The organism is Paenibacillus sp. FSL W8-0186 (assembly GCF_037969765.1).
Lineage (GTDB): Bacteria > Bacillota > Bacilli > Paenibacillales > Paenibacillaceae > Fontibacillus > Fontibacillus woosongensis.
The window spans coordinates 5222869-5249865 of the sequence record NZ_CP150207.1 but is presented as its reverse complement, the minus strand read 5'-3'; the positions used below and the strand labels follow the sequence as shown (position 1 = coordinate 5249865).

Annotated in this window: 18 protein-coding genes; 13 read left to right on the top strand and 5 right to left on the bottom strand. The window is 52.9% G+C overall.

The genetic code is table 11. The features are described from left to right. Nucleotides 1–37 precede the first annotated feature (37 nt). The gene (locus tag MKX50_RS23485; RefSeq protein WP_339157895.1) at nt 38–2302 is read right to left on the bottom strand and encodes a stalk domain-containing protein; all 2265 of its coding nucleotides are present in this window, start codon (nt 2300–2302) and stop codon (nt 38–40) included. Between the two features lie 353 nt (nt 2303–2655). Here MKX50_RS23485 and MKX50_RS23480 point away from each other — a divergent pair, with 353 nt between their 5' ends. Genes MKX50_RS23480 through MKX50_RS23465 form a run of 4 tightly spaced genes read left to right on the top strand, consistent with a single transcriptional unit; the run spans nt 2656 to nt 8837 of the window. Further along, nucleotides 2656–4062, top strand: coding sequence for a cytochrome ubiquinol oxidase subunit I (locus MKX50_RS23480; protein WP_213591217.1), 1407 nt, complete (start codon nt 2656–2658; stop codon nt 4060–4062). Beyond that, a complete protein-coding gene (cydB, locus tag MKX50_RS23475) occupies nt 4049–5065 on the top strand; it encodes a cytochrome d ubiquinol oxidase subunit II (RefSeq protein WP_213591215.1) in 1017 nt (338 codons plus the stop codon). Before MKX50_RS23480 ends, cydB begins: the two co-directional genes overlap by 14 nt. Beyond that, a complete protein-coding gene (gene cydD / locus MKX50_RS23470) occupies nt 5065–6810 on the top strand; it encodes a thiol reductant ABC exporter subunit CydD (RefSeq protein ID WP_339157894.1) in 1746 nt (581 codons plus the stop codon). Before cydB ends, cydD begins: the two co-directional genes overlap by 1 nt. A gap of 2 nt (nt 6811–6812) precedes the next feature. Next, on the top strand, nt 6813–8837 hold the full coding sequence (locus MKX50_RS23465; protein ID WP_339160240.1) for an amino acid ABC transporter ATP-binding/permease protein: 2025 nt from the start codon (nt 6813–6815) through the stop codon (nt 8835–8837). Between the two features lie 701 nt (nt 8838–9538). Here the strand turns inward: MKX50_RS23465 and MKX50_RS23460 are convergent. Then, complete coding sequence (locus MKX50_RS23460; RefSeq protein ID WP_339157893.1) at nt 9539–12646, bottom strand: X2-like carbohydrate binding domain-containing protein; 3108 nt, start codon at nt 12644–12646, stop codon at nt 9539–9541. Nucleotides 12647–13131: 485 nt separating this feature from the next. Here MKX50_RS23460 and MKX50_RS23455 point away from each other — a divergent pair, with 485 nt between their 5' ends. Then, nucleotides 13132–14028 (top strand): LysR family transcriptional regulator, encoded by an 897-nt coding sequence (locus MKX50_RS23455; RefSeq protein WP_155612231.1) that lies wholly within the window; start codon nt 13132–13134, stop codon nt 14026–14028. Between the two features lie 124 nt (nt 14029–14152). Here MKX50_RS23455 and gdhA read toward each other — a convergent pair whose 3' ends face one another. Further along, complete coding sequence (gene gdhA, locus MKX50_RS23450; protein ID WP_155612230.1) at nt 14153–15532, bottom strand: NADP-specific glutamate dehydrogenase; 1380 nt, start codon at nt 15530–15532, stop codon at nt 14153–14155. Nucleotides 15533–15885: 353 nt separating this feature from the next. Here gdhA and MKX50_RS23445 point away from each other — a divergent pair, with 353 nt between their 5' ends. Together MKX50_RS23445 and MKX50_RS23440 are read left to right on the top strand one after the other, a co-directional pair. Then, entirely contained in the window at nt 15886–16866 is a 981-nt protein-coding gene (locus MKX50_RS23445; RefSeq protein WP_339157892.1) for a Gfo/Idh/MocA family oxidoreductase, read from the top strand. A gap of 115 nt (nt 16867–16981) precedes the next feature. Next, nucleotides 16982–17398, top strand: a complete 417-nt coding sequence (locus tag MKX50_RS23440; protein WP_213591209.1) for an exosporium protein C — start codon at nt 16982–16984, stop codon at nt 17396–17398. Nucleotides 17399–17609: 211 nt separating this feature from the next. Here the strand turns inward: MKX50_RS23440 and MKX50_RS23435 are convergent, their stop codons facing one another. Both MKX50_RS23435 and MKX50_RS23430 read right to left on the bottom strand, forming a co-directional pair. Further along, nucleotides 17610–18296 (bottom strand): CidB/LrgB family autolysis modulator, encoded by a 687-nt coding sequence (locus MKX50_RS23435; RefSeq protein ID WP_213591206.1) that lies wholly within the window; start codon nt 18294–18296, stop codon nt 17610–17612. Next, nucleotides 18293–18673: a CidA/LrgA family holin-like protein gene (locus MKX50_RS23430; protein ID WP_213591204.1), complete on the bottom strand. Its 381-nt coding sequence runs from the start codon at nt 18671–18673 to the stop codon at nt 18293–18295. Before MKX50_RS23430 ends, MKX50_RS23435 begins: the two co-directional genes overlap by 4 nt. 133 nt (nt 18674–18806) lie before the next feature. Here MKX50_RS23430 and MKX50_RS23425 point away from each other — a divergent pair, with 133 nt between their 5' ends. The 6 genes from MKX50_RS23425 to MKX50_RS23400 all read left to right on the top strand — a co-directional run bounded on the left by MKX50_RS23425 (nt 18807) and on the right by MKX50_RS23400 (nt 26927). Then, on the top strand, nt 18807–19697 hold the full coding sequence (locus MKX50_RS23425) for a LysR family transcriptional regulator (protein WP_339157891.1): 891 nt from the start codon (nt 18807–18809) through the stop codon (nt 19695–19697). 141 nt (nt 19698–19838) lie between these two features. Further along, on the top strand, nt 19839–20888 hold the full coding sequence (locus MKX50_RS23420; RefSeq protein WP_339157890.1) for an oxidoreductase: 1050 nt from the start codon (nt 19839–19841) through the stop codon (nt 20886–20888). 154 nt (nt 20889–21042) lie between these two features. Next, entirely contained in the window at nt 21043–21840 is a 798-nt protein-coding gene (gene pdaA, locus MKX50_RS23415) for a delta-lactam-biosynthetic de-N-acetylase (RefSeq protein ID WP_213591197.1), read from the top strand. Nucleotides 21841–22822: 982 nt separating this feature from the next. Beyond that, on the top strand, nt 22823–23314 hold the full coding sequence (locus MKX50_RS23410; protein WP_155612222.1) for a MarR family transcriptional regulator: 492 nt from the start codon (nt 22823–22825) through the stop codon (nt 23312–23314). Continuing rightward, nucleotides 23311–25038, top strand: a complete 1728-nt coding sequence (locus MKX50_RS23405; protein WP_339157889.1) for an ABC transporter ATP-binding protein — start codon at nt 23311–23313, stop codon at nt 25036–25038. Before MKX50_RS23410 ends, MKX50_RS23405 begins: the two co-directional genes overlap by 4 nt. After that, the gene (locus MKX50_RS23400) at nt 25035–26927 is read left to right on the top strand and encodes an ABC transporter ATP-binding protein (RefSeq protein ID WP_339157888.1); all 1893 of its coding nucleotides are present in this window, start codon (nt 25035–25037) and stop codon (nt 26925–26927) included. Before MKX50_RS23405 ends, MKX50_RS23400 begins: the two co-directional genes overlap by 4 nt. The last annotated feature ends 70 nt before the right edge of the window (nt 26928–26997 follow it).

The window sequence follows — 26997 nt, the reverse complement described above, 5'->3', positions numbered from 1 at the left end:
CGAGGGGTGGCTGTTGATATTTATAGAAATAAGTTTATTAGTGCTTAATTTCAGGAAGAGGCATGAACAGAATGGAAAATGGCAAGTTGCTTCCTGCGGACGGCGTCGTCCAAATTTCTACGATTTCTTCAGAATCTCCGGTACGGTGCAGCACGCTGGTCTGGCTGGAAACATTGTCTTTGCCTGTATGGGAGAAGCTGACCAGGTTGCCGTTGATCAGGGCAGCTCCCATGTACAATCCTCCGCGCGGGTTAAACGTGATTAGCGTGCGAGGAGCTACGCGAAGCTTGATTTTATAGATAACGCCGTAGTTGCCCGCATTGACGCTGGATACGCCCAGTACCGTGTCCGTCCCGATCTGGAAAGGATCGGCGGAATTATCCGTCAGGGACAGGCGGTAGTTCTTGCCGCCGCCGATCGTTTCGTAATGCTCGAATATCCGCGTGGAATCCGTAAATGTGCCGCGCATGACCGATTGAATCGGGTCGAGCACTGGCAGCGTGTCTACAACTGCGAGTGGGTCTTGACCGTCTTTGACGAAGACACTGGTGTATTCAATTGGCGAGTCACTATAAAGATCGCCCAGGAAAGAGATCGTCTCCTGCGGCTTCAGCGCTAGCTTAATCATGTCATCGAAGATGATTTTGCTCTCGCCGGGAGCCAGCGTGATCGTTTGCTTCTTGCTGTCATTCTTGTAGTTCTCAAAATAACGGGCGACGGATTTCGTCCCGGTAATTTCGGCATAAATATCCGGGCCGGCCATGCCTGAGGTGATGATTTCCAGATTGACCGGTACCTCGTTGATATTTTTGGCGATAATGTAGACTTTGCCCTTCTCTTCGGTTTTGTTGACATGGTGCGTCATGAACCGTGTCAGGCCGCTAATCGTATCCCGGTACAGCACGCCTTCGGAGTACACAGGCTCAGGGCCATTATCCTTGAACAGGGTGTAGGGCTCCGTCGAATAAGTGTAGGTGAGCCGTTCGTAGCCAAGGGCTTCTCCGCCGTTGATTGTAAAGTTGCTGCCGATCGGGGTGAAGAGCTTGGAGAACTCATCCTTCGTATACAGCGTCTCCGTCGTAATATTGATCGTATGCTCAATTTTTGAGGATGCCCCGTCATTGTCCGTAACGATCAATTGAATAGTGACCGGCCCCGGTGTAAAGAAAGCCGGATAGTTGTTCATCCATTGCCGGTCGACGATCTCGCCGTCTTCGTCATAGCTCAGGTCAATAATCGTAATCGGCTCGCCCATCTTGTATTGTTCCTTATCCGTCTTGAACTGGGCTACCGGAGGAACGTTCGGATTGGCGACGACGATCGTCCGGACATAAGGATCGCTCCACTCTCCATTGGCATCCTGGACGGAATAGGAAACCGTGTAAGTGCCTGCCGATGCAAAGATGTCCTGCCGTCCTTCCCATCTCTCCTCGACGATGGGCACGCCTTTAGGGGAGGAGGACTTCGTTTGATAGAGCACCGTCGTTTCACCGGCTATAATTTTGTCGTTCAGCACGGTAAAGGAAGCAACGGGTTTGGTGGACAACTGCATGATGACTTTTTTGCCCTCTACTTTATAAGAAATGTTGAGGGCCTGGGTGATGGAGGTGAGCGGCACCATGAACACGTTATTGTCCTGGTAGCTGGCGCCCTTCATCGTCATCGTTTTGCCGTTTACGCGGTAAGTCTTGCTGTCGGTCTTGAAGCGGAGCTCGTCGTCTCCGTATTTGATAATCGTCTCCTTCGTCTTCGAGTCATAGGCGATTTGATAGCCGACCCGGTCGACCAGGGAGCGAATGCTGACATAGGATACGCCGTCCTTCACGGTCATGGGCTGGGAAGAGGTATACTCCTGGCCGTCCTGCTCCATGCGCGTGCTGTTCATATAAAGAATCAGCTGGCCTCCTCCGCTTGACGGGGCAGCTGGGTTGTCGGCCGCAGTGTCGGATGGAATACCCGGTACGGAAGAATCTGGCGTAGCATGGTCTGATGCTGAATCACCTGCCGGCTGCTCCGCTGCGGGAGCTTCAGGAGCTTGCGGCCCGGTTGAACCTTCGCTAGTATTGTCGGCTTCGGTATTGCCCGGCACAGTCGCGTCTGCCGGACTTTGTGCCGGAACGCCGTTCGAATCTGTAGAGCCAGCGGCTACCGCATTCGTTAAAGTATGTACCTGATGGCTTGGCAGGTTCTCCTCCTGGACGACTGAACCATAAACGGGTGCCTGCGCCATAGCGGCAGGTACAGCCAGTGCGGCCTGCAAGACGAGGAGCGCAGCTGCTAGAGAAATGCTTTTCAATTTCATCTTGATATAATGACTCCTTCTATTAAATATTTGACGATTAGAATAAATGAGTACGTAGCCACTTCCAGCTTTCGGTACCTCATGTTTAGACGCTGCATAGGGATGAAAAGTTACGGTCAAAGGCAAAAGATGCAGGTTGCCGTTTTGCTCAAGAGGCCCATTCACAATATCTCCACAAATGCAAATGTCTCGAAAAAACCTTGTCGTGATGCGGGTTTTCGGCGTTGTCAACACAGTGGGCGCCGTATTATGTGATTCTTGTCACAAAACGATTACTTTTTACCCGTTTGTTTTCATAAATCCGTGATAGAATTCACAATAGTGAAACCAAAGATGAAAGAAGGGTGTATTTTATGGATCCGGTAATGCTCGCGCGTATCCAATTTGCAGCAACAACAATCTTTCACTTCTTCTTTGTGCCGTTGTCCATAGGTCTGGTGCTGCTCATCGCGATCATGGAAACCATGTATGTGGCCAAAGGAAAAGAAATCTACAAGCGCATGGCCAAGTTCTGGGGCAAATTATTCCTCATCAACTTCGCCGTGGGGGTCGTAACCGGGATTCTGCAGGAATTTCAGTTCGGCATGAACTGGTCGGACTACTCGCGCTTTGTGGGCGACGTCTTCGGTGCCCCGCTGGCCGTTGAAGCACTATTCGCCTTTTTTATGGAATCAACGTTTATCGGGCTGTGGATTTTCGGATGGGACCGACTGTCCAAGCGAGTGCACTTGCTTAGCATTTGGCTCGTATCCATCGGTACGATTGCATCAGCCTTTTGGATTTTGGCGGCCAATTCGTTTATGCAGCGTCCTGTCGGTTTTACGATTAATAATGGCCGGGCGGAAATGAATGATTTCTTCGCGCTGATCAGCAACGGTCAGCTGTGGGTGGAATTCCCGCATACGGTGCTTGGCGCATTCGCGACGGGAGCATTCCTCATTACGGGCGTCAGCGCCTATAAATTGATGAGACGCGAGGATATGGAGTTCTTTAAGAAATCGTTCACTATCGCGATTATCGTCGGTTTGATTACTTCGTTTGCCACGGCATTGTACGGTCACCAGCAGGCGCAATATTTGGTGAAGACTCAGCCGATGAAAATGGCTGCAGCCGAAGGATTATGGGGCCAAAGCGGCGATCCGGCGCCATGGACGGTGTATGCGCATATCGATCCGAAGACCGGAGAGAACTCTTTTGAGATTAAAATTCCTTATCTGCTCAGCTTCCTGTCCTACAGCGAATTCTCCGGAGAGGTAAAAGGGATGAACGAGCTGCAGGCCGAATACGAGCAAACTTACGGTCCCGGCGACTACATTCCGCCCGTACGGACTACCTTCTGGAGCTTCCGGATTATGGTGGCTGCAGGCTCGCTGATGATTGTGCTCGGAATGTACGGCACATATCTGGCTTGGCGCAAAAAGCTGGACCGTCCGAACAAATGGTACTACCGCATGATGCTGTGGGCGATTTCGCTGCCGCTCATCGCGAATACTTCGGGCTGGATCATGACGGAAATCGGGCGTCAGCCATGGACGGTCTTCGGCTACATGCGGACAGAGGACAGCATATCGCCGAGCGTGACCTCCGGCCAGATCCTATTCTCGCTTATCGCGTTTACGGCAATTTATGCGGTATTGGCCGCAGTGATGGTGTATTTATTCGTTAAAGTGATTAAAAAGGGCCCTTATGCCGAGAATGCGAATGATGATGAGCAATCGGCAGATCCATATGGTAAGGAGGGATACCATGCTATCTCTTAATGAGCTCTGGTTCATCCTCGTTGCAGTTCTGTTTATCGGTTTCTTCTTCCTCGAGGGCTTTGACTTCGGGGTAGGGATGAGTACGCGGTTTCTAGCTAAGAATGATATGGAAAGAAGGGTGCTGATCAACTCGATCGGTCCCTTCTGGGATGCGAACGAAGTCTGGCTGCTGACGGCGGGCGGCGCGATGTTCGCGGCCTTCCCGAACTGGTATGCCACGCTGTTCAGCGGCTACTACACACCGCTTGTCGTATTGCTGCTGGCCTTGATCGGCCGCGGGGTCGCCTTTGAATTCCGGGGCAAGGGGGAGAGCGAGCGCTGGAAGAACACCTGGGATCTAGCCATTTTCCTTGGAAGTCTGCTGCCCCCATTTCTGCTCGGCGTCGTGTTCTCCGGGCTGCTCAAAGGGCTGCCAATCGACAGTGATATGGAGATGAGGGCCGGATTATTCGATATGGTCAATCTGTACACTCTTATCGGCGGAATCACCGTCGTGGTCTTGTGTCTCGTTCACGGTTTGCTGTTCACGACCTTGCGGACAACGGGCAGCTTGCAGGAGCGTGCCCGCAAGCTGGCGCATAAGCTGCTTATTCCGCTAGCGGCATTGTTCGTTATCTTTGGAGTGATGACGTACTTCCAAACGGACGTGTTCGAAGTCCGCGCCTTGCCGTTGACGCTGATCGCGGTGGTTGGCTTAGGAGCCTTTCTGTTAGCGGGAAGGTTCATCAGCAAGCAGAGAGACGGCTGGGCTTTTGGGATGACGGGAACGTTGATCGCGCTGTCCATCTCCTCTGTATTTATCGGATTGTTCCCACGCGTCATGATTAGCTCGATCAGCGAAGCTTATTCGCTGACGATTCACAATGCGGCGTCTGGTCCATATTCATTGAAGATCATGACAATTGTTGCCCTGACCTTGCTGCCATTTGTACTTGGCTACCAAATTTGGAGTTACTTCGTCTTTCATAAACGCATTAATGAGAAGGAGCATTTAGAGTACTAATGGGACGCGATTTAATGAAGTTTAAAGGGATCAAGCCGGTTCTTGCCGGGATCGGCGTTCTGACCCTCATTCAGAGCATCGCTATCATATTGCAGGCCAAATGGCTGGCGGAGGTTGTCTCCGCCCTGTTTGCCGGCGCTAAGCTGCAGGAGCAATTCGGCGGGGCCGTCTTGTTCCTGCTTGCTTTTATCGTCCGGCAAATTTCCTCGCTTCTGCAGCAGCGGATAGCTCACCGCTTCGCCGAGCGGACAGGCAAGGAGCTGCGCAAGCAGGTAATGGAGAAGCTGTTCGAGCTGGGCCCCCGGTTTGCCAAAAGAGAGGGCACCGGTAATCTGGTGACTCTTGTCCTGGATGGCGTAACGAAGTTCCGCAACTATCTGGAGCTGTTCCTACCCCGAATGCTGGCAACTGGGATGACACCGGCGTTGATTCTGCTGTACGTATTTATCCTGGATGTTACGGCGGCTGTCATTTTGGTCATCACTTTGCCGATCCTCATCGCTTTCTTGATTCTAGTAGGATTGGCTGCACGCAAGCAGATGGATCGCCAGTGGAAATCGTACCGCACCTTGTCGAATCATTTCGTGGATTCGCTGCGCGGGCTGGAGACTTTGAAATTTCTCGGGCACAGCAAGCGGCATAGCAAGTCGATCGAGAAAGTGAGCGATTCTTACCGCTCCGCGACGATGCGGACGCTGCGTGTAGCGTTCCTGTCCTCGTTTGCCCTTGACTTCTTCACGATGCTGTCGGTAGCATCCGTAGCGGTCAGCCTTGGCCTGCGCCTGATCGACGGCAACATGACGCTGTTGACGGGACTGACGATCCTCATTCTGGCCCCGGAGTACTTCCTGCCTGTCCGGATGGTGGGGGCGGATTATCATGCGACTCTTGATGGCAAGGAGGCCGGCGAAGCGATGAATGCGATCATCGCGGAAGGAGAGGCGGAGAAAGCCGCCTTGGCGCAGCTGCCCGAAGGGGCATCGCTGGCGTGGCACGCGAACAGTGTCATGAAGCTGTCATCGCTAAAGGTACGGCATGAGGAGGAGGGGCAAACTTCGCTGCCTTCGTTGGATCTGTCCAAGCTTGAGTTGGGCGGTATGGGCAAAATCGGCATTATCGGCGAGAGCGGAGCCGGCAAATCGACGCTGATCGATGTGCTGGGCGGCTTCCTGCGCCCGACGGAGGGTGAAATCGAACTGAACGGCGTGAAGCTGGGGGATCTGGCGAGCGCCGAGTGGCGAAAGCAGATTACGTACATCCCGCAAAATCCTTATATATTCAGCGGTACGCTGGCAGAGAATATTGCTTTCTATTCGCCGGGCGCTTCCCGTGCTGCGATCGAGCAAGCCGCTGCCGCCGCGGGGCTCGGCGCTTTGGCGGCTTCGCTGCCCGCCGGGTATGATGAGCCTATCGGCGGGGGCGGGCGCGCCTTGAGCGGCGGCCAGGAGCAGCGTGTAGCGCTGGCTCGCGCTTTACTCAGCGAGCGGCCGGTCCTGCTGCTGGATGAGCCGACAGCTCATTTGGACATCGAGACGGAATATGAATTGAAGGCGACGATGCTGCCTTTGTTCGAAGGCAAGCTTGTGCTGCTGGCGACCCACCGCCTGCACTGGATGCGGGACATGGACTGCATTATCGTTATGGAGCAGGGCCGGATTGCCGAGATGGGAACCCATGACGAGCTGGTCGCAAGAAAGGGCGCATATTATCGCTTGTTAACATTACACCGGGAGGGGATATTGTGAGCATGAGGGAGGATGCCATGGACTGGAACCGCGAAAAGAGCCCAGCTAGGCACTCGGCCGGGCAGGAGCAGCAGGGGCAGTGGATTACTCCATATTTCCGTGCTTACAGCGGACGCTTCGCCTTGTATTTAATTCTCGGTACGCTGACAATTCTAGCGGCCAGCATGCTGATGTTCACTTCCGGGTTCCTGATTTCCAAATCGTCGCTGCAGCCCTACAATATTCTGCTCGTGTACGTACCGATTGTCGGCATTCGGGCGTTCGGCATCGGCCGGGCGGTCATTCATTACGTGGAGCGGCTGGTTGGACATGATGCGGTGCTGCGGATTTTATCGAAAATGCGGGTTCGTTTGTACAACATATTGGAGCCTCAGGCGCTGTTTATCCGCTCCCGCTACCGGGCGGGGGATATTCTCGGCGTGCTGGCGGACGACATCGAGCAGCTGCAGAACGTGTATATCCGTACGGTTTTCCCTAGTCTCATTGCCGTGATTATCTATGGGATCGCTGTCATCGCTTTAGGGCAGTTTGACTGGCTGTTTGCCTTGCTGGTAGCGGGATATATTTTCATCCTCGTTGCCGTGCTGCCTTATATTTCACTGATACTGACCAGACGCACGAATGCCGAGGTGAAGCGGGAGCGTAACGGGTTATATCAGAAGCTGACGGATGCGGTCATGGGCATCGGAGATTGGGTAGTTAGCGGCCGGCCTGCGGAGTTTCTGGAATCTTACGAGCATGACGAGGATGTCGTAGCCCGCAAGGAACGCAAGGTGCGTGCCTGGGCGAGATGGAGAAGCCTGATCGGGCAGCTTGTCGTTGGAATTGCCGTCGTATCGATGATTTATTGGTCGGGCGGCCAGGCGGCGGCTGGACAGATTGACCCTGTGCTGATCGCGGCCTTCGTGCTTGTCGTATTCCCGCTGGCCGATGCATTCCTGCCTCTGTCTGAAGCGATTGAGCGCACGCCGCAGTACCAGGAATCGCTGCGCCGCTTGGATCGGATAACGCAGCCCGCATTGGTACGGCCCATGGACACTGTGGTGGACGGGACTCATGCGGAATCGGCTTTGCACCAGCAGCGCGTGGCCGTTGTGCTTGAGGCTGCCCAGGCCATGGACGTGCAATTGGAGCTGCAGGGCGTCTCCTTCGCCTATGAGGCTGAGCGGAATACGCAAAAGGATCGTGAGCAGAAGGATCATGAGCAGATGGCTGAGTGTGCTAAGGAGAATGGCCGTAAGCAGAAGGATCGGGAGCAGAAGGCTGAGCGGATTAAGGAGAATGGCCGTGACCAGAAGAACCATGACCAGAAGGTGGCGCAAACGGCTGCTGAGGGTATCCTGTATTCCGTCCGCGATGTATCGCTTAATCTTCCGCAAGGCAAGCGGGTCATGGTGATCGGCCGCAGCGGTGCTGGCAAATCAACGCTGCTGAAGCTCATCCAGGGCGCCATCTCGCCGGTGGAAGGCAGCGTGCTAATTAACGGCGTTCCCGCGGCGTATCTTGGGGATGACATCTCCAAGGTCATCTCCGTATTGAACCAAAGCCCGCATCTGTTCGATACGACGGTAGCGAACAACATCCGGCTTGGGCGTCAAAGCGCCACGGAGGAGGAGCTTGGCCTGGCTGTACAGCAAGCGCAGCTTGACGGGCTGATCGCCACGCTGCCGGCGGGCCTGGACACGCCAATGCGCGAGACCGGGCAGCGCTTCTCCGGCGGAGAGCGGCAGCGCGTGGCGCTTGCGCGCATCCTGCTGCAGGATGCGCCGGTGCTCGTCCTAGACGAGCCGACAGTGGGGCTGGATCCGCGCACCGAGCGCGAACTCCTGTCGACCATCTTCCGGTCGACGGAGGGCAAGACGCTCGTATGGGTCACCCACCATTTGGTCGGAGCGGAAATGATGGACGAGATCGTTTTTATGGAGCACGGCGAGATTCTAATGCGCGGTACGCACGAGGAGCTGCTGGCACGGGAGCTGCGGTACCGCAGCCTTTATGCGCTGGATCGGCCGGAGGATATAGGTTAGTTTATGTACTGTTGCCACCATTGGGATGAATCCTGCTAAGATGCAGGATTTTTCTCCTTTCAGGTAACAGATAGGGCAAATGGATGCGAAAGTGCAGAATGCTCAGGAGGAAAAAGACGGTCACACCCCGGCACAATGCAACCTTCATTGATAATTTCGAAACTAAATGTATTTTATACAGCTAGTTAAGCTGTTTTTATAAAAGAACTATGCGCTAAATGTAAAACATACAGTTAGTTTGCTTGAATGGAGCGAATTCGTCGAAATATCTTAAAACTAAATGCAGGTTTTGCAGTTAGTTCCCTCTAACATGCCAAAACCGATGAACTAACTGCATGAAATACATCTAGTTACCGGATCCTGACCATCTAGCCATAAATCAACAGTTTTTAATTGATTTGAGAGAAACACTTCAACCAGGCAGAACCTCACTGGAATGACAGTGCCCTATGCTAGGTCTAACCTAACATAGGGCACTTCACAGGTAAGGTTCTTTTTTCGCTGCCGCGCAGAAAGCGCCACTGCATGCCGCACCGCCCGCCGCCCATGGCACGCCCGCCGTCCACGGCATGCACGCGGTCCACGGCACTTCACGCCGCCCACTATACCGCACACCGCTTACGGTGGTTCAGCAAAAGGCCGTGCACAGCACGGCCTTCACCAGTTTGATCATGGCGCCTACAGCTTAACCCCGAACCGTGTTACGGCTCTACTCCCCATTGCAGACTGCCCGCTACGTAGCCAGTGACACGCAGGGCATCCTGATAGGAAGTCGAAGCAGGGTCGAAGGAGTAATCATCGCTTTGCGAATAGTTGCTCCAGTCGTTCTTGGAGATGCGAATTTGCAGGTCGATGCTTTGGCCTGCCGCCAAGCTGCCCGCACCGCTTGTAAAGCCGATCTCCGCATAGTGATCCGCTCCGCTTGCCGCAGTCGGCAGCTTGACAAAGGTGCCTGTCACATTGGAGCTGCCGACCTGCGTCCAGTCGCAGAACAGGGTCTGGGGCTTCTCTCCGTCAATGGTATAGTAGTAACGCAGCTTGACGTCGGAGAGGCTGATGGCCTGGCTGCCGGTATTCGTCAGCTTAATCCGCGGATTAAGGGTGTTCGTTACGTTTGTTACGGATCCGTTGTACATTTGCACCTTAATGTCTCCGGCAGGTGTCGTCACCGTCGAGTCCTTCACCGTAATGTTCAGCACCGAAGCAGCCCCAGCGCTGAACTGAAACGTCAAGCTGAGCTGGCCGAGCGGCTGTGAAGCCAAATAGCTGCCGAGAATCGTGACGGTGGAGCCAGATACCGTATAATGGCTGCCCTGCGTCAATGCGGTGGACCCGTTGCGAATAGCGGATAATGTATTCCCGTTAAGCGTCATGGTTACCGTCACGTTGGCCTGATTGCTGGCGTTCTTGTCGAAGGCGGCTGTCGTAGGCGAGATCGTAGAGTCAGGTGTCGTCGGCTGCCCCGGCTCCGGCTCCGGCGGATTCGTCAGCGTATCCCCGTATACGATTCCAAGTCCGTTCGTACCGATATATACGCGGCCATAAATTCTCGGATCCCCGGTTATGGCCGAGTTGGTAGAGGCATATTGATGCTTGTCATCATTGATTCTTATCCAGGTAGCCCCCGCATCATTGGAGCGGAAAATGCCCCGCACACCGTCAATCTTGGCGCTAGTATAGAGCGCCGTATAGCTCTGGCCAGGCGCAGCTTTGCCGAATCCGACCACGTTAGCCTCCTGAACGTTGGAGAGCTTCGTAAAGGATGCCCCGGAATCGGTAGAATGCCATAGGTCGTATTTGCCGCCCGTTGCGTTCCCCCCCGCGAGCCAGATATCCCCCTCAATGCCAGGCACCGCTTTAAAGTCCAGGTCTCCTTCGGTAGGAAGCCCTGTCGCCGCGGTCTTGGTAAACGCGGCTCCGCCGTTGGTGCTTACATAGAAGTTCCCTGCCGACCAAGCGTAGAATTTATTGGAGTTAACGCGGTCAGAGGCGATTTTTGCTCCCTTTGGCACGCCGGTGCTCGCAGTCCAGGAATTCCCTCCATTACTGGAATAGAAGACGCCCACGTCCGGAGTGCTCCACAGAATAGCATTCCCATTGGCGGAAAGAGCGACCTGGCCCCCGCCTACGGTTCCGGCAGGCTCGCCGTTTCCGGCGTACCAGTTCGAGCCGCCGTCCCGGGAGAAGCCAATGGATTTGGCATTCGGGTTAGCGGATTTGTCCGCTTGTCCTACGCGTACGATAAAGCTTGGATCAAGTTCGGCGTAGTCGATGCCTGTCGTGCTGTTCGGGTTGATCATCATTTTGGCCGGAGGCTGGGTTAGGTCATCATGCCTGAAGCCCGTGACATCGAACAGGCCGCTAATTAAATGTGCACCTGACGGCGGGCTGATCAGAGCGCTGACCGCAGTCTCTTCAATGCCTTTGGCCATTACGCTAATGTTAACTTTGCCGCCTGTATCCCAAGCGGTAAGGTTGTTCGTGCCGTAAATCGTAGCTCCGGTTCCGTACATCATCCGGTCGGAGTTGAAGGGATCGATCTCCAGATCGCCGATCATCCAGCCGAGCTTTGGCGTAACCTCCGGCGGGGACGGGTTGTTGCCGAAATCGAGCCATGGGGCGCCGGAGATATCCTGGGTGTAGCGGAACGTCCGGTTCGGATACCCGTCCCAATCCCAAATGCGGCTCCAGGTAGCTCCGCCGTCCGTACTGCGGAACAGGATGGCGTCCGGCCACCAGGAATTGAGCGTAGCAACGACAATGGTGTTCGGATGCTGGGCATCCACGGCCAATCCTCCGTAGCCAAAGTAGTTGTCACTGCTGCTGGACGGAATCGGACTGATGTTAGACCAGGCTCCTGTGGCCGTGTCATATTTCCAGACATCGCCCTTCGTTCCGTCGTAAGGGCCCACGCCATCGCTATATGGAATGTACAGCTGCCCATTGGAGGCTAGGACGCCGTGGTGCGGAAGATACCCTGTCGGCTGACCCGGAACGGCAGACCATGTCGCCCCGCCATCCGTACTTCGGTATACGCTTTCATTTTTATCCGCGACGCCTACGTAAATCGTTTGTGTAGCTTGTCCGGGCGAGCCGGTCGAAGGATCGAACGTGATCCAGGCCAGCCCCACGATATCGCTTTGATACTCGTAATCGGGATTTTCGACATAGGTGCCGGGATTCGGGAAGCTCGTTACCTTGCTCCAGGTGGCCCCGTAATCGGTACTCTTCCATAGTCCGTTGCCACTGCGCGCTCCGAAATAAAGAATGTTATTTTTGTTCGGGTCAATAACGAGCCGTTCGCCCATCGAACGCCCAGGCATGTTCCCGCCTACCTTGAAGGGCAGATTGGATACTTGCCAGGTGTCTCCTTTATCTGTAGACCGCAGAATGCTGCCGTTATTGGGATCCCAGCTGTTCGTATAAGTGCCGACGGCAAGGTACAGACGGTTCGGGTCGACTGGATCCGTAGCCAGGGCATCAACCCCGGTCTTACCCCATTCGTCCATGCCCACCCAGTCCAGCAGCTGAATCCAGCTGTTATCGGCCGGGTTCCAGCGGTAAGCTCCGCCGATATCGGTCCGGGCGTAAATGAGATTGCGTTCGGTCGGATTGAAAATAATCCCCGGCACAAAGCCGCCGCCCCCGCCGGTCATCACCTTGCGCCACTGGTAGCTTTCGCTTGCCGCAGCATGCGAGCGGTCTGCACCCAGCAAGCCTGTAAACGCAGATCCTGCAATAAAGATAGATAATAGTACAAGATGGAATCTTTTATAAGGAATTCTTTTGAAAATAGATGTTTTTGGCACTTAATAAACCTCCTCACAATGGATTGATTTTGAATGATAGAATAGGGCTCCTTTCTTTGCACACGTTAACAATTTAAAGGTCGGGAATTTCAAATGTCCATGAGTTGGTTCGCGTTGGCAGAGTGGTATCTGGGTGACCGCAGGTAATGATCTGCAGATAGTATACAAAGGCGCACGGCATCACGTCAGATATGTGCAGGATCAATGGGGGCAGGTAAGACAAAGAAGAATATACGGATGAGTGCAGGAACACCTCCTTTTTATGAACCATACGAGATTGTGGCATTAGACAGCGTATTTTACTATGAAAAGTAGTGAAAATAATAGGATAGGTAGGTTAATATTACCTTATAATTGTAAATTATTCAATAAATAGAATAATGACTGTGACATAAGGAGAACGTTTTCATCCCCTGCTTTTGTTCTGTCAGCTTAACTTATATAATAAGGGCTATACTATGGGAACCCGGAGGTGAAGCGGCGGAATGGAATTGAGGCAAATTTTATATTTCATCGAGGTGGCGAAGCTGGAGCATGTGACGGAAGCTTCTTATGCGCTTCATGTCTCGCAGTCCGCTGTCAGCAGGCAGATTTTCAAACTGGAGTCCGAGTTAGGCGTCGATTTATTCATCCATGAAGGCCGGAAGGTAAAGCTGACCCCCATCGGCAAATTATTTCTCGCTCATATGGAGCAGTTGACCAAAGTACTGGATAACGCGCGTCAGGAGATCAGCGAGTTTCTGGACCCCGAGCGGGGGACGGTGCGGATCGGATTTCCAAGCAGCCTGGCGTCCCAGATGATCCCCGGCGTCGTGTCCGCCTTTCGGGAGCGCTACCCTGCCGTACATTTTCAGCTGCAGCATGGTTCGTACCGCGAGCTCGTCGATTCCGTAATCAAAGGGGATATGAACCTGGCTATTATGGGCCCTGTGCCAAAAAACGAGTCGCAAATCAAAGTCGAGGTGCTGTTCCGGGAAAAATTCAAGGCGCTGCTTCCTGCCAAGCATACATTGGCGGGCCGGCCCTCGGTCAAGCTCAGCGATTTGAAGGATGATTTGTTCGTGTTGTTCCCTGAAGGCTTCGTGCTGCGGGAAATCGTCGTGAACGCCTGCGGCGATCTCGGCTTCAAGCCGAAGGTGACGTTCGAGGGGGACGATCTGGATGCGATCAAGGGCCTTGTCTCTGCAGGCCTTGGCCTGACGGTGCTGCCGGAAATCGCGCTAGGCGAATATCTTCCCGATTCTATAACGGCCTTGCCAATCACGGAGCCGCTTGTTACGCGCGATGTCGGAGTGATCATTCCGGCGAACCGGGAGCTGCCGCCTACGGAAAAGCTGTTCTATGACTTCCTGAAAGAAATGGCGCCTAATTTCGGATCTTAGCTGCTGTTTTTTTTAGAAAAGGAAGACAAAAAGGAGCCGCCCTGGCAGAGAAATCTGCTTTAGGGACAGCTCCCTTTTAGTTTGCTTTATTTGTTTGTGCTGGTTTAAATACCTTCCGTCATCCTTATACGACGCCGTGAACAATCATCGTGTCAGCAACTTTCAGGAAGCCGGCAATGTTCGAGCCTACCAGAAGGTTGCCGGAATATCCATATTCCTCGGCGGCATTTACGCTGTTTCTGTAGATATTCTTCATGATATCTTTCAGCTTTTTGTCCACTTTCTCGAACGACCAGGCCAGTCTCGCGCTGTTTTGGGCCATTTCCAGTGCGGAAACGGCAACCCCGCCGGCATTGGCGGCCTTGGCTGGGCCAAAGTATACTCCGTTGTTCAAATATACTTCGATCGCTTCCAGCGTGGAAGGCATGTTGGCGCCTTCAGCAACGTACTTCACGCCGTTAGCCACAAGCAGTTTTGCCGACTCTTCGTTAATTTCGTTTTGCGTCGCGCATGGCAGGGCAATATCGCAAGGAATGCTCCAGATGTTCTCGCAGCCTTCCACATAGATGGCTGAAGGATGATCGTTGACATACTCTTTGATCCGTTTTCTTTCCACTTCTTTGATGCGTTTCACCGTAGCCAGATCAATGCCGTTCTCATCATAAATATAGCCGTTGGAATCGCTGCATGCGACAACTTTAGCGCCGAACTCTTGCGCCTTCTCAATGGCGTAGATCGAGACATTACCGGAACCGGAGACGACAACGGTTTTGCCTTCAAGGCGCTCGCCCTTCGTTTTCAGCATTTCTCTCGTAAAGTAGACCAGGCCATATCCCGTCGCTTCGGTTCTTCCCAGGCTGCCGCCATACAGCAAGCCTTTACCGGTCAATACGCCGGCTTCGTTGCCGCCGACTAGGCGTTTGTACTGCCCGAACATATATCCGATCTCTCTGGCGCCAACGCCGATATCGCCAGCAGGTACGTCCGTATCCGGTCCGACGTATCTGGACAATTCGGTCATGAAGCTTTGTGTAAAGCGCATGATTTCATTATCAGATTTGCCTTTAGGATCGAAGTCCGAGCCGCCTTTACCGCCGCCAATCGGTTGTCCTGTCAGGGAATTTTTGAAGATTTGCTCGAAGCCCAGGAATTTGATGATGCTGGCATTGACGGAAGGATGGAAGCGGATGCCGCCTTTGTACGGTCCGATTGCGCTGTTGAACTGAACGCGGAAGCCGCGGTTTACTTGCACTTTTCCGTTGTCATCTACCCAAGGCACGCGGAAAGTAATCAGCCGTTCTGGTTCGACGATTCTTTCGAGAATCGCATTGTCCCGGTATTTGGAATGTTTGGCGAATACGGGTACCAGGGAATCCAAAATTTCTTTAACTGCTTGATGGAATTCCGTTTCTCCAGGGTTTCGCTTCTTGACCGTCTCGTACACCTCGTTGACGTATTGCTTAGCCTCGTCAAGGTTGCTGGATTGTTGTTGCATGATAGCCATCGCTATCCCACCTTTCACACAAAATTAAACGTGTTCTCTTTTTCACGATTTGTCTGAATCAATTGTAATATGTAATCCATTCCTAAACAAAACTTTATTTAGATGAACTTCATGCCATATTGAGATGAACTTTGGGGTACTAGCAGGATACTTCATTACTTTATTATATGAAAAATGACATAGTTTTAATGAAAAAGATGATCGAAATTGTGACAGGGATGTGCCAAATGGCCGGCATTCTAAACGGAATGGTTTTATTCTTGTGATTTATTGGTAGAGCGGTTACGCTTAAATTTAATGCGGCAATGGGCCGGATATCGTCTATACCAGAGCAGATAAAGGAGAGAATAGCGATGACTTTGAATATCGGAATTGTGGGTACAGGCTGGTTCAGCAAGGTGCACGGGGACATTCTAGCGGAAACCGAGGGCGTGCGTGTAGCAGCAGCCTGCGGGACAAGCATGGACAAAGCGAATGCGCTTGCTTCCCGCTATCCCGGCGCAAAGGGCTATGACAGTTTGACGGCCATGCTGGACAGCGAGCGGCTGGATGCCGTGTATTTATGCATCCCGCCAATGTCGCATGAGGGCGTGGAGACGGAACTGATCGCCCGGGGAATTCCATTTCTTGTAGAGAAACCGCTAGGCGTCAACTTGGATGGTCCCCGCCGCATTCTGGAGCAGCTCCGCCAGAGTCCCGTCATGACGTCGGTCGGATACCATTTCCGTTACAAGCAGTCGGTTGCGCAGCTTAAGGAGCTCCTGCAAGGACAAACGATCGGCATGGCTCTTGGCGCCTGGATGGGCAGCATGCCTGGCGTAGGCTGGTGGAGAAAACAGGAAGGCTCGGGCGGACAGTTCATCGAGCAGACGACGCATTTAGTCGACTTGCTGCGCTATACCGCCGGTGAGGTGGAGGAAGTCTATGCAGTCTACGGCGATCGGATCGTGAAGGGGCAGCATGAAGGCGTGACGGTTCCGGATGTCGGTACGGTCACGTTAAAGCTCTCTAGCGGAGCCATAGCCAATATCTCGAATACCTGCGTGCTGCCGGGGGCGGTAGGAGAAATCGGCCTGAGCTTCTACACCGAGCAGGGCATCCTGGCATGGGATCCCGATAAGCTGGAGGTCAAAAACAACGGAGTGTCCACGAGCTATTCCAGCACGGACAATCCATACGCCGCCGAAACTGCCGCATTTATCCATGCGGTGCGAACAGGAGATGCATCGCGGATTCGTTCTGACTATGCGGATGCTGTCCGCACCCAGGCGGTGACCTGCGCAGCCCTCGAGTCGTCATTAAGCGGCAAGCCGGTCCCCGTTCCGGCGATGTGACGTTTCTAATCTAGCTTTCTCGTAAAAATGAGCAAAATCCTTAGAATAGCCGCCCGATCGCATTCTATCGCTCCTTCATAATATGTAGTATTCCATGAAAGGAGTTGATAGAAATATGGCAGTGCTTCTTCAACATGTCACAAATGTGCCAACCCCTATTACCAACGGAGCAGCAATTAATGTGCCGCAAACTCCGGCTGGCCAGGGCATTGCACTGGTGCGCGTTTCCATTCCTGCCAACGCGCCTGTAAATACGGTCGAATTGACGGCGACAGTGGGACTACAGGGCTTGACGGGAATTCCCCGCGTATTGTTCCGGATTCTCCGTGACGGCCGCGAAATCTATTACGCTGAACAGGCTGTTGAAACGAATTTCGAGAACGTCAATCTCACCACATTGATCGCTGTAGATTCGAACGTAGCTCCCGGGGTGCATGACTACATTTTATCCGTAGAACAAATTGCGGCTGCTACAAATACAGCTAGAGTCATTGGCCCGATTGTATTCAGCGCGCTGGCTACAGCTCCGTAACTCCGGCAGAGTAGAAACCTCCCTTTCAGTCAGCACGATTTTGCACGATGCACAGATTAGACCGAGATCTCGTCTCTCGGTCTTTTTTGGCGTGCGTGCGCCAACAAGATGAGGTTCACTATGTGAAAAAAAAGAGGCCTTGCCATCCGGCAAGGCCTGAATCGAATCTATATAAATTTTGGAGGAACCCTAAAATTAACACACTTGGCACTTATCCATAGAATAATAGAGTGATGAGGGCAGGAGCCGCTCCCAGCGTGAACAAAGCGGCGAGAATCATGGAAATGCTGGATATCGTTCCGGTCAAGGAGCTAAGCTCGAACGCTTTGGAGGTTCCCGTGCCGTGGGCGCCGGTACCGAGCAGCACGCCGCGGGCGACTTCATTGTCGATACGGAACCACTTCAATACATAGGGACCGATAATACTGCCGAGCAGACCGGTAATGACGGCAAAGATCGCTGTCATGCCAGGAATCCCGCCGATGGTCTGGGATACGCTCATTGCGATGGGTGCCGTGATGGAGCGGGGGATCAGGCTGCTGACCAGCTGATGATCCAGGCGCAGCCATTCAGCTAGCACGGCTGAGGAGATAATAGCGATGATCGAGCCCGATATGACGCTGACGATGATGACCGCCGCATGCTTTTTAAGGACGTTATAGTATTTGTACAGCGGTACGGCAAAGGCAATCGTCGCAGGCTGCAGCATATCGCTAAGCCATTTGCCGCCTGAATTGTAAGACTCATAAGGAATATGCGCCCACATCAGGCCGATCACGAGTACGATCGGAGTCACCAGCAGCGGGGACAGGTAGACACTGGGTTTGGCCTGATACAATCGTTTGGACAGCGCGTAAATGAGAAGCGTAAGGGCCAGCCAGAATAGACCGGTGATCATGACGCGTTGCTCTCCCTTCGTTTGGTAATTCTTGAGGCAATGAGTCCTGAGCTTAGCATGACGATAAACGTGCTGGAAATGACGACAATTAGAATGCGAACCCCGTCGCTCTCCAGCAGCGGAATATATTTCATGATGCCGACCGCGGAAGGGATGAAGAACAGGAGCAGCTCGGCTAGTAGCAGATTGGCTCCTTGTTCGATCCAGGTCAGCTTGATGACATTCAGTTTGAGCAGTGCAAAGATGACGATAATGCCCAGTATGGACCCAGGGATAGGTAAATGAAGCATACCGGCCAGCTGGTTCATCACCATCGAAATGAAGAATAAAAGAGTGATTTGCAGCACGCTCAAGGCGATGCGACGTAATTTATTCATGGGAAGCCGGTTCCTTTCATTGTTTTCAGTTGGTAATGAAAATGTTACATTAATTACTTTCATGAGTAAAATGAATATAAATAATGTATACTATTCCAAAAAGTTATCGATAATGAAGGGGATTATAAGAGTCATGGATATTCGGCAGCTTCAATATTTAATCGAGGTCGCCCGACATGGCAGCTTCACCAAAGCCGCGAGCGCATTGTATATCACGCAGCCAGCAATCAGCAAAGCGATCAGGGCGATGGAGGACGAGCTTGGCGTCGTGCTGTTCGACCGTCTAGGCAAGAGAGTGGAGTTGACGGACGCCGGACAGATGATTGCCGGACAGGCTCAGCAGATCGTCGCTTCGTTCCACAACCTGACCTCGGAGCTGGATGATCTTCGTAATTTGAAGAAGGGGCATATCCGAATTGGGCTTCCCCCTATGGTAGGCGCCAGCTTCTTTCCCAAGGTGATCGGGCAGTTTCATAAGAGGTATCCAGATATTACGATTCAGCTCTATGAAGACGGGGCGAAAAAGGTAGAGCTTGAAGTAGCTGCCGGCACGCTGGAAGTCGGCGTTGTCGTCCTGCCGACGACGCATGAGGGATTATGCAGCTTCCCGTTCGTGGAGGAGAAGCTGAATTTGGTCGTGCATCCTTCCCATCCGCTTGCGGAGCGAACGGAAGTTGAGCTGGCGGAGCTGGCCCAGGACGACTTCGTTTTGTTTCGGGAAGATTTTACGCTGCATGACCGGATTATCGGCGAGTGTGCCAGATTTGGATTTCAGCCGCATGTTATCTATGAGAGCTCGCAATGGGACTTAATCAGTGAAATGGTGGCCGTAGGCCTGGGCATTACACTTCTTCCAGAGACGATCTGCCGGGAGATCGATAATAAGCGGGTTAAGATCATTCCTCTAGTGAAGCCTGTCATTCCGTGGAAGCTCGGTATCATATGGCGCGATGACCGTTATATGTCGTTTGCTACCCGGGAGTGGATCGCATTTGCCAAATCGGAGCTGTCAAAGGTGCTTTAATAATAGTGCTGCTAGGAAAGGCGCTGCATTTCAAACATATTTTGCATTCCATGGGCTGCTAGAGTTGTCCGATGGTATAATAGGGGCATTATTCGATTTGCACAAACCATCATTGTGACTTGAAACAGAGGGGGAACAGGAATGGCAATTCAGGTAGGACTTATCGGTTTCGGCTTATCCGGCTCCGTATTTCACGCTCCGCTCATTGACCGGACGGAAGGTATGACGCTCGCTGCCGTCGTATCTTCTCAGCCAGCTAAAGTGAAGGGAATTTATCCCCAAGCGAAGGTATATGAGGATGTAGAAACGCTGCTGAGCGATCCGGAGATACAGCTTGTGGTCGTATCCAGTCCGAATTTAACCCATTATGAATATGCGGCCCAGGCGCTGGAGGCGGGCAAGCATGTCGTCGTGGAGAAGCCTTTTACGAATAGCTCGGCGGAAGCGGATCGTTTGATCGCGCTTGCTAAGGAGAAGAAGCTGCTGCTTACGGTTTATCATAATCGTCGCTGGGATAATGATTTCTTGACCATTAGCCGCCTGCTGGATTCAGGCGTACTGGGCAGTGTTTCGTACTATGAAGCTCACTTCGACCGCTTTCGGCCGGAAGTGACCGGACGCTGGCGCGAACAGGATTTACCGGGCTCGGGTATTCTTTATGATCTCGGTTCGCATCTGATTGATCAGGCTCTAACACTGTTTGGAAAACCGAACACTGTATGGGCGGACTTGCGCAAGGAACGCAGAGGCAGCAAGGCTAATGATTATTTTCACCTTGTGCTCGGCTATTCGAACCTGCGGGTCGTCCTTCATTCCGGATCATTGGTACGGGAGCAAGGTCCGCGCTTCATTCTGCACGGGGATCGAGGCAGCTTCATCAAGCACGGATTCGACCCGCAGGAAGCTCAGCTCCGGAAAGGGTCAGGCCCTGGCGACGAGAATTGGGGCCGGGATAACGAAGCGAATTATGGCAAGCTGACCACGGATATCGGCGGACTCGCTGTCAGCGGAACGGTGGAGACGCTGACGGGGAGCTATGAAACATTCTACCGGAAGCTGGCAGATGCCATTAGCTCAGGACAGCCTTCTCCTGTCGCGGCCGAAGATGCCCGTGATGTGATTCGGATTATCGAGCTGGCTATGGAGAGCCACTCCCAGGGACGGGTGCTTCCCCTGGATCACCGCGGCTAAGGATTTAATATAAGGACATATGGAATGGGCTATTCAGCCAGTCTATACAAGAGACTGCGCCGGATAGCCTTATTTGTTGCGAGCGGATGCATATTTTTTGCCTCTACAGCTGAAAATACAATGACCTATCATGATAAAAAGGAGAGAACCAAGGATGAGAATGGCGTTGTTGACGGCGATGGCGGTATGCTGTCTCCTGGGCATTCTGCCGGTCGGGACGGCAGCTTCGGCCTCGGCGGCAGCAGACGGGCCTTATCATTTCGGCTTTAAGCGGAGCGTGGGAGGGCAGCTTCCCTCTATTGACGAGGAGGGATTTAAACCGATCGTCGATAAGCATGGCGCAATCTTTCTGGGCGATACCTCACGCAAGGATTTGTTCCTGACGTTCGACAATGGTTATGAGAACGGTTATACGGCACCGATTCTTGACACGCTTAAAGCGAAAAAGGTGCCGGCGATATTTTTTGTCACCGGGCATTTTGTAAAAGATCAGCCTGCGCTCGTCAAACGGATGACCGCTGAAGGGCATATTGTCGCGAATCACTCGTGGAGCCATCCAGACATGACGACCATCTCCGACGCACAGATCAAGGAAGAGCTGGAACGGGTAAATAAAGAGATCGTTGCGTTGACTGGACAGAGCGATATGGGATATCTTCGCCCCCCGCGAGGCATCTTTAACGAACGGACGCTGCGCGTGACAAAAGAGCTTGGCTACACCAATGTCTTCTGGTCAGCAGCCTACAAGGACTGGGATACGAAGGATCAGAAGGGAAGCGGCTATGCGTTCAAAAAGGTAGTTGGGCAGCTGCATCCGGGAGCCGTTATTTTGCTGCACTCGGTATCGAAGGATAACATGGAGGCGCTGGGTTCCATCATCGACGAGGCTAGGCGGCAAGGCTATGAATTCAGAGCACTCCCTGAGCTGGAGGGAATTAAGCTGCCATTTTGAACAAAGTATACATGTTTAAGACCCCGCTGCGGCGGGGTCTTTTTGGGTTATGGAATAGTAAGTTTTCAATGGAACCATCTTGGAGATTATGTCGACAGAAGTTTTTTCTTATATGATCGCGAGGGAGGCGAGCATTGGGAGCCTAGTCGCTGCAACTTTTTTAAGCAAATTCTGTAGTAAAAGGCCAGGTTCTCGTCCGTGCGGATGAACCCACCAAACAAGACAACTCGAAGGAGGCGGCATTTGGCTGCTGCTGACTGTTAGCCCGATCTAACGGATCTCATCCACCTTATTTATACATATTTGCAGTGATTTTAATCCTAACGGTTGCTAGCCACTCTATTTGCCCATTTATCCTCTGCTTGGTGCAGAAAAAAGTGAAATAACGCTCCCTAGATTCGTTACATTTTGACAGGGGCTGCTTTCAAACGAATAGCGCTTGTGAGATCCGTTATAAAGTACCGGTCGCGGTCACGTTTCCGTTCTATATCTCGTCATCGTTCGGTGGCCGTGTTCCCGCTCTATATCTCGTCATTGGCCGCTGTTCACGTTCCCGCACTAGATCTCGTCATCGGCCGCCGTCACGTTCCTGATCTAGATCTCGGCTTCGGTTCCCGTATAGGTCCCGGTTTCGGTCCGCGGTTCTTGGGTCGTGGTATTAGGTCGCGTGGGGTGGGTATAGGTCATGTCTGGATCACCGGTTTCAATTGTGGTATAGGGTCTCACATTCGCGGCCTAGGTTCCGATCGTGGAGAGGCTATAGGTTCGGTATCGTTGTCTGCAACTTACGATTAGCAGTATTGGTTTGTCGGCAGAATGCTAAGGAACATTTTTCACTGTAAATTTACTGTCTGCATATTGGATAACATTGCTGCTCCACAGATATTTGACTTTGAAAAATGACGGAAATATAATTAGGTGTACTAATAAATAGGCATACTAATTATTAAATAGTATAAATAAATGCGCAGGGAGTGATTACATGATTATGGGCGACGATCCGGTAGCCCAGAGGCTTATTGAGGCGCTTCACCGTTTTCGCCGTGCCGACTGGCACAAGATGGCGGTTGGCGGATGGAACAATAGCGAAATCAAAATGCTGCTCTGCATCCAGTACGGTTGTACTCAGGATGAAAGAGGCTCCTCCGTTTCCTCGCTTAGCTCCATGATGGAGGTTACCTCGCCGACCATTACCCAGCTCATCAAGAATCTGGAGCGCGGGGGGCTGGTCACCCGGTATAACGACCAGGAGGACCGGCGCGTTGTCAGAGTGAAGCTGACGGAGCAGGGAAAGGCTGTGACGAAGCAGGCCAAGGAGGATGTAGCGCGCAGATTCAAGGAGCTGTACGAGCGCCTGGGAAAAGAGAAGACGGAGCAGTTGGCCTCGCTGCTTGAACAGGTCTATGAGCATTTGGAGGCTGGTATGAAAGAGAAGAGCGACATTCATAGGGAAAGTGGAGATGATGGACGATGACTAAGCTTTTTCGGTTTTTGAAGCCGTTCCGGCTGCCGGTTCTGGCCGTGCTCGTGCTGGTGTTTTTTCAATCGCTATCCGAGCTTTACCTGCCGACGCTGATGGCGGATATCGTGGATATTGGCGTAGTCAACGGCGATACACCATATATATGGAAGGTTGGCTCCTTTATGCTGCTGGTAGCGCTTGGGGGAATGCTCTGCTCCATCGCAGCCAGCTATTTTGCCTCCCGGGCGGCGACAGGATTCGGAAAGCTGCTGCGGGGGAAGGTGTTTAACCATGTCGAGAATTTCTCCCTGGAGGAGTTCGACAAGCTCGGCACGGCGTCACTGATTACGCGTACAACGAACGACATTACGCAAGTGCAGCAGGTGCTGATCATGATTTTGCGGATGATGGTCATGGCGCCGATGCTCTGTATAGGCGGAATCATTATGGCCGTCTCGAAGGACCCCACGCTGTCGTTCATTTTCGTGGTAGTTCTGCCCGTGCTGGCGCTGGCTATTTTTCTAATTGCCCGAAAGGGCATTCCGCTGTTCAAGGCGATCCAGAAGAAGATCGACAAATTGAATCTGGTCATGCGGGAGAATTTGACGGGAATCCGCGTCATCCGTTCCTTTAACCGGGTTCAGCATGAGAAAATGCGCTTTGACCAAGCGAACTATGACTTGACGGATATCTCGATCAAAGTCAATAAAATTATGGCTTTCATGATGCCGGTCATGATGCTGGTGATGAATCTGTCATCGGTCGCGATCATTTGGTTCGGCGGGCTTCGGATCGAAGCGGAAATGATGCAGGTTGGGGATCTGATGGCGTTCCTGCAGTATGCGATGCAAATTATGTTCTCGCTTGTAATGGTGTCGATGATGTTCGTAATGATTCCGCGCGCGTCGGCTTCGGCTGTCCGGATCAATGAAGTGCTGGATATGGCTCCGGTCATCAAGGATACGGATGCGCCGGCGCCCGTGAATGGGCAAAAAGGCCACGTCGAGTTCCAGAACGTGTCGTTTAGCTACCCTGGCGCCGAGAAGCCGGCAATCCAGGATATCAGCTTTGCGGCCCGTCCCGGCGAGGTGACGGCGATCATCGGCGGTACAGGCTCCGGCAAATCTACGCTGATTAATCTCATTCCGAGGTTTTATGACGTGGAGGAAGGCTGCGTACTGGTGAACGGCACCGATGTCAGGGACATGTCCCAGCATGAGCTGCGCTCGAAGATCGGTTTCGTTCCGCAGAAAGCCGTACTGTTCACAGGCACGATCAGCGACAATATCCGATACGGGAAAGAGGATGCCAGCGATGAGGAGGTGCGGCATGCGGCGGAAATTGCCCAAGCGGCCGACTTCATCTCTAAGATGGAGCAAGGGTATGACTCCCCAATCGCGCAGGGCGGCTCCAACGTCTCCGGCGGTCAGAAGCAGCGTCTCTCCATTGCCCGGGCATTGGTACGCCAGGCGGAAATATATATTTTCGACGACAGCTTCTCGGCGCTTGATTTCAAGACGGATTCCAAGCTGCGCGCAGCGCTCAAGCAGGAGACCGGGGAATCCACCGTCATTATCGTCGCTCAGCGGGTAAGTACCGTCCTGGATGCCGATCAGATCATCGTGATGGACGAGAGCCGAATCGCGGGGATCGGCAAGCATCAGGAATTGATGGACACCTGCGAGGTGTACCGGGAAATCGTCTTGTCCCAGCTGTCAGAGGAGGAGATCGCATGAGCCAGAGCCAAAAACAAAGCGCAAAAAGACCAGGCGGCTTCGGCGGAGGCCGGGGGCATGGCGGCCCGCCCGGAATGGGAGTGCCGGCCGAAAAGGCAAAGGATTTCAAAGGCACGCTCAGACGCCTTATAACTTATATGCGTCCGTTCCGGCTGCAGATTGGTTCCGTGGTCCTCATGGCTGTCCTTAGTACGGTATTCGCCATTCTTAGCCCGAGGGTTATGGGGGATGCGACGACTATACTATTCGAAGGAATCATGGGGAAAATGAATGGGATTCCGGGGGCGGCTATCGACTTCGATGCCATCGGAAGAATTATTCTTACTTTGCTTGGACTGTACTTATTGAGTGCTCTATTCAGCTACTTCCAGCAGTATTTAATGGCGGATGTCTCGCAGAAGACGGTCTACAATTTGCGGAAGCAAGTGAACGACAAGCTGTCGCGTCTGCCGCTCAAATATTATGACGCCAGAACGCATGGGGAAATTCTCAGCCGGGTGACGAACGATATGGACAATATCAGCTCCACCCTGCAGCAGAGCATGACCCAGCTGATTTCATCGGTTCTGACCATCATCGGGGTTATCGTGATGATGCTCTCGATCAGTCCGTTAATGACGTTGATCGCGGTATTGACGATCCCGCTGAGCATCGTGGCGATCACCTCGATCGCCAAGCGTTCCCAGCGCCAGTTTGTCCGCCAGCAGAAGGAGCTTGGCATGCTGAACGGTCATGTGGAGGAAATGTACACTGGCCACAAGGTGGTCAAAGTGTTCGGCCGCGAGCAAAAATCGCTGCAGCAATTCGATGAGATCAACGAGCGCCTGTATGACGCGGGCTGGAAGGCGCAATTCATTTCTGGCGTGATCATGCCGATCATGAGCTTCATTGGCAATATCGGTTACGTGCTGGTTGCCGTGGTAGGCGGCATTCTTGTCCTGAAGGGAAAAATTAAGATCGGCGACATTCAGGCGTTCATTCAGTATACGAGACAGCTGTCCCAGCCGATCTCGCAAACGGCTAACATTGCCAATATCATTCAATCCACTGTGGCTTCCTCGGAACGTGTATTCGAGGTGCTGGACGAAGCCGAGGAAATTCCAGATCCGGCTCACCCCGTTAAAATTGAAGAGCCGCAAGGAGAGGTTTCCTTCAATCATGTTCGGTTTGGCTACCAGGATCAAGCGATACTGATCGAAGATATGAATATACATGCCTCGAAAGGTCAGACGATCGCCATCGTGGGCCCTACGGGGGCCGGGAAGACGACCCTAATCAATCTGCTGATGCGTTTCTATGAATTGAACGGCGGCTCGATTACGATCGACGGGGTCGATATTACGGAAATGAGCCGGGGGAACCTGCGCAGTCTATTCGGCATGGTGCTTCAGGATACCTGGCTGTTCAACGGCACAATTCGCGACAATATCGCCTACGGGCGTGAAGGAGCGACGGAGGAGGAGATCATCCAGGCCGCGATGACGGCGCATGCCGATCATTTCATCCGCACGCTGCCGGACGGGTATGATACGATTCTGAACGAAGAAGCCTCCAATATCTCACAAGGCCAGAAGCAGCTTCTGACCATAGCGCGGGCTGTTCTTGCCGATCCGGCGATTCTTATCCTGGATGAAGCGACGAGCAGCGTGGATACGCGGACGGAAATTTATATCCAGAAGGCGATGAATGAACTGATGAAGGGGCGCACGAGCTTTGTCATTGCGCACCGCTTGTCGACGATCAAGGATGCGGATTTGATTCTGGTCATGAATCATGGTTCGGTCATCGAGCAGGGCACCCATGAAGAACTGCTGGCACAAGGCGGATTCTACGCCGATCTGTACAACAGCCAATTCTCCAAAGGCGGCTTTGATCTCGAAGTCGGGTAAACCCGCTAAATTCGTTTATTCCGGTAATCCGGAAAGGCGGCTTGCTCTCGATTGGAATTCATGGTAATAA

What these genes read in the sequence shown, in the direction of transcription:
- MKX50_RS23430 (WP_213591204.1), bottom strand. Translation starts at nt 18,673, where the DNA reads ATGAATAAATTACGTCGCATCGCCTTGAGCGTGCTGCAAATCACTCTT.
- pdaA (WP_213591197.1), top strand. Translation starts at nt 21,043, where the DNA reads ATGAGAATGGCGTTGTTGACGGCGATGGCGGTATGCTGTCTCCTGGGC.
- MKX50_RS23405 (WP_339157889.1), top strand. Translation starts at nt 23,311, where the DNA reads ATGACTAAGCTTTTTCGGTTTTTGAAGCCGTTCCGGCTGCCGGTTCTG.
- MKX50_RS23410 (WP_155612222.1), top strand. Translation starts at nt 22,823, where the DNA reads ATGATTATGGGCGACGATCCGGTAGCCCAGAGGCTTATTGAGGCGCTT.
- cydD (WP_339157894.1), top strand. Translation starts at nt 5,065, where the DNA reads ATGGGACGCGATTTAATGAAGTTTAAAGGGATCAAGCCGGTTCTTGCC.
- MKX50_RS23425 (WP_339157891.1), top strand. Translation starts at nt 18,807, where the DNA reads ATGGATATTCGGCAGCTTCAATATTTAATCGAGGTCGCCCGACATGGC.
- MKX50_RS23445 (WP_339157892.1), top strand. Translation starts at nt 15,886, where the DNA reads ATGACTTTGAATATCGGAATTGTGGGTACAGGCTGGTTCAGCAAGGTG.
- MKX50_RS23455 (WP_155612231.1), top strand. Translation starts at nt 13,132, where the DNA reads ATGGAATTGAGGCAAATTTTATATTTCATCGAGGTGGCGAAGCTGGAG.
- MKX50_RS23400 (WP_339157888.1), top strand. Translation starts at nt 25,035, where the DNA reads ATGAGCCAGAGCCAAAAACAAAGCGCAAAAAGACCAGGCGGCTTCGGC.
- MKX50_RS23420 (WP_339157890.1), top strand. Translation starts at nt 19,839, where the DNA reads ATGGCAATTCAGGTAGGACTTATCGGTTTCGGCTTATCCGGCTCCGTA.
- MKX50_RS23480 (WP_213591217.1), top strand. Translation starts at nt 2,656, where the DNA reads ATGGATCCGGTAATGCTCGCGCGTATCCAATTTGCAGCAACAACAATC.
- MKX50_RS23440 (WP_213591209.1), top strand. Translation starts at nt 16,982, where the DNA reads ATGGCAGTGCTTCTTCAACATGTCACAAATGTGCCAACCCCTATTACC.
- cydB (WP_213591215.1), top strand. Translation starts at nt 4,049, where the DNA reads ATGCTATCTCTTAATGAGCTCTGGTTCATCCTCGTTGCAGTTCTGTTT.
- gdhA (WP_155612230.1), bottom strand. Translation starts at nt 15,532, where the DNA reads ATGGCTATCATGCAACAACAATCCAGCAACCTTGACGAGGCTAAGCAA.
- MKX50_RS23465 (WP_339160240.1), top strand. Translation starts at nt 6,813, where the DNA reads ATGAGGGAGGATGCCATGGACTGGAACCGCGAAAAGAGCCCAGCTAGG.
- MKX50_RS23435 (WP_213591206.1), bottom strand. Translation starts at nt 18,296, where the DNA reads ATGATCACCGGTCTATTCTGGCTGGCCCTTACGCTTCTCATTTACGCG.
- MKX50_RS23485 (WP_339157895.1), bottom strand. Translation starts at nt 2,302, where the DNA reads ATGAAATTGAAAAGCATTTCTCTAGCAGCTGCGCTCCTCGTCTTGCAG.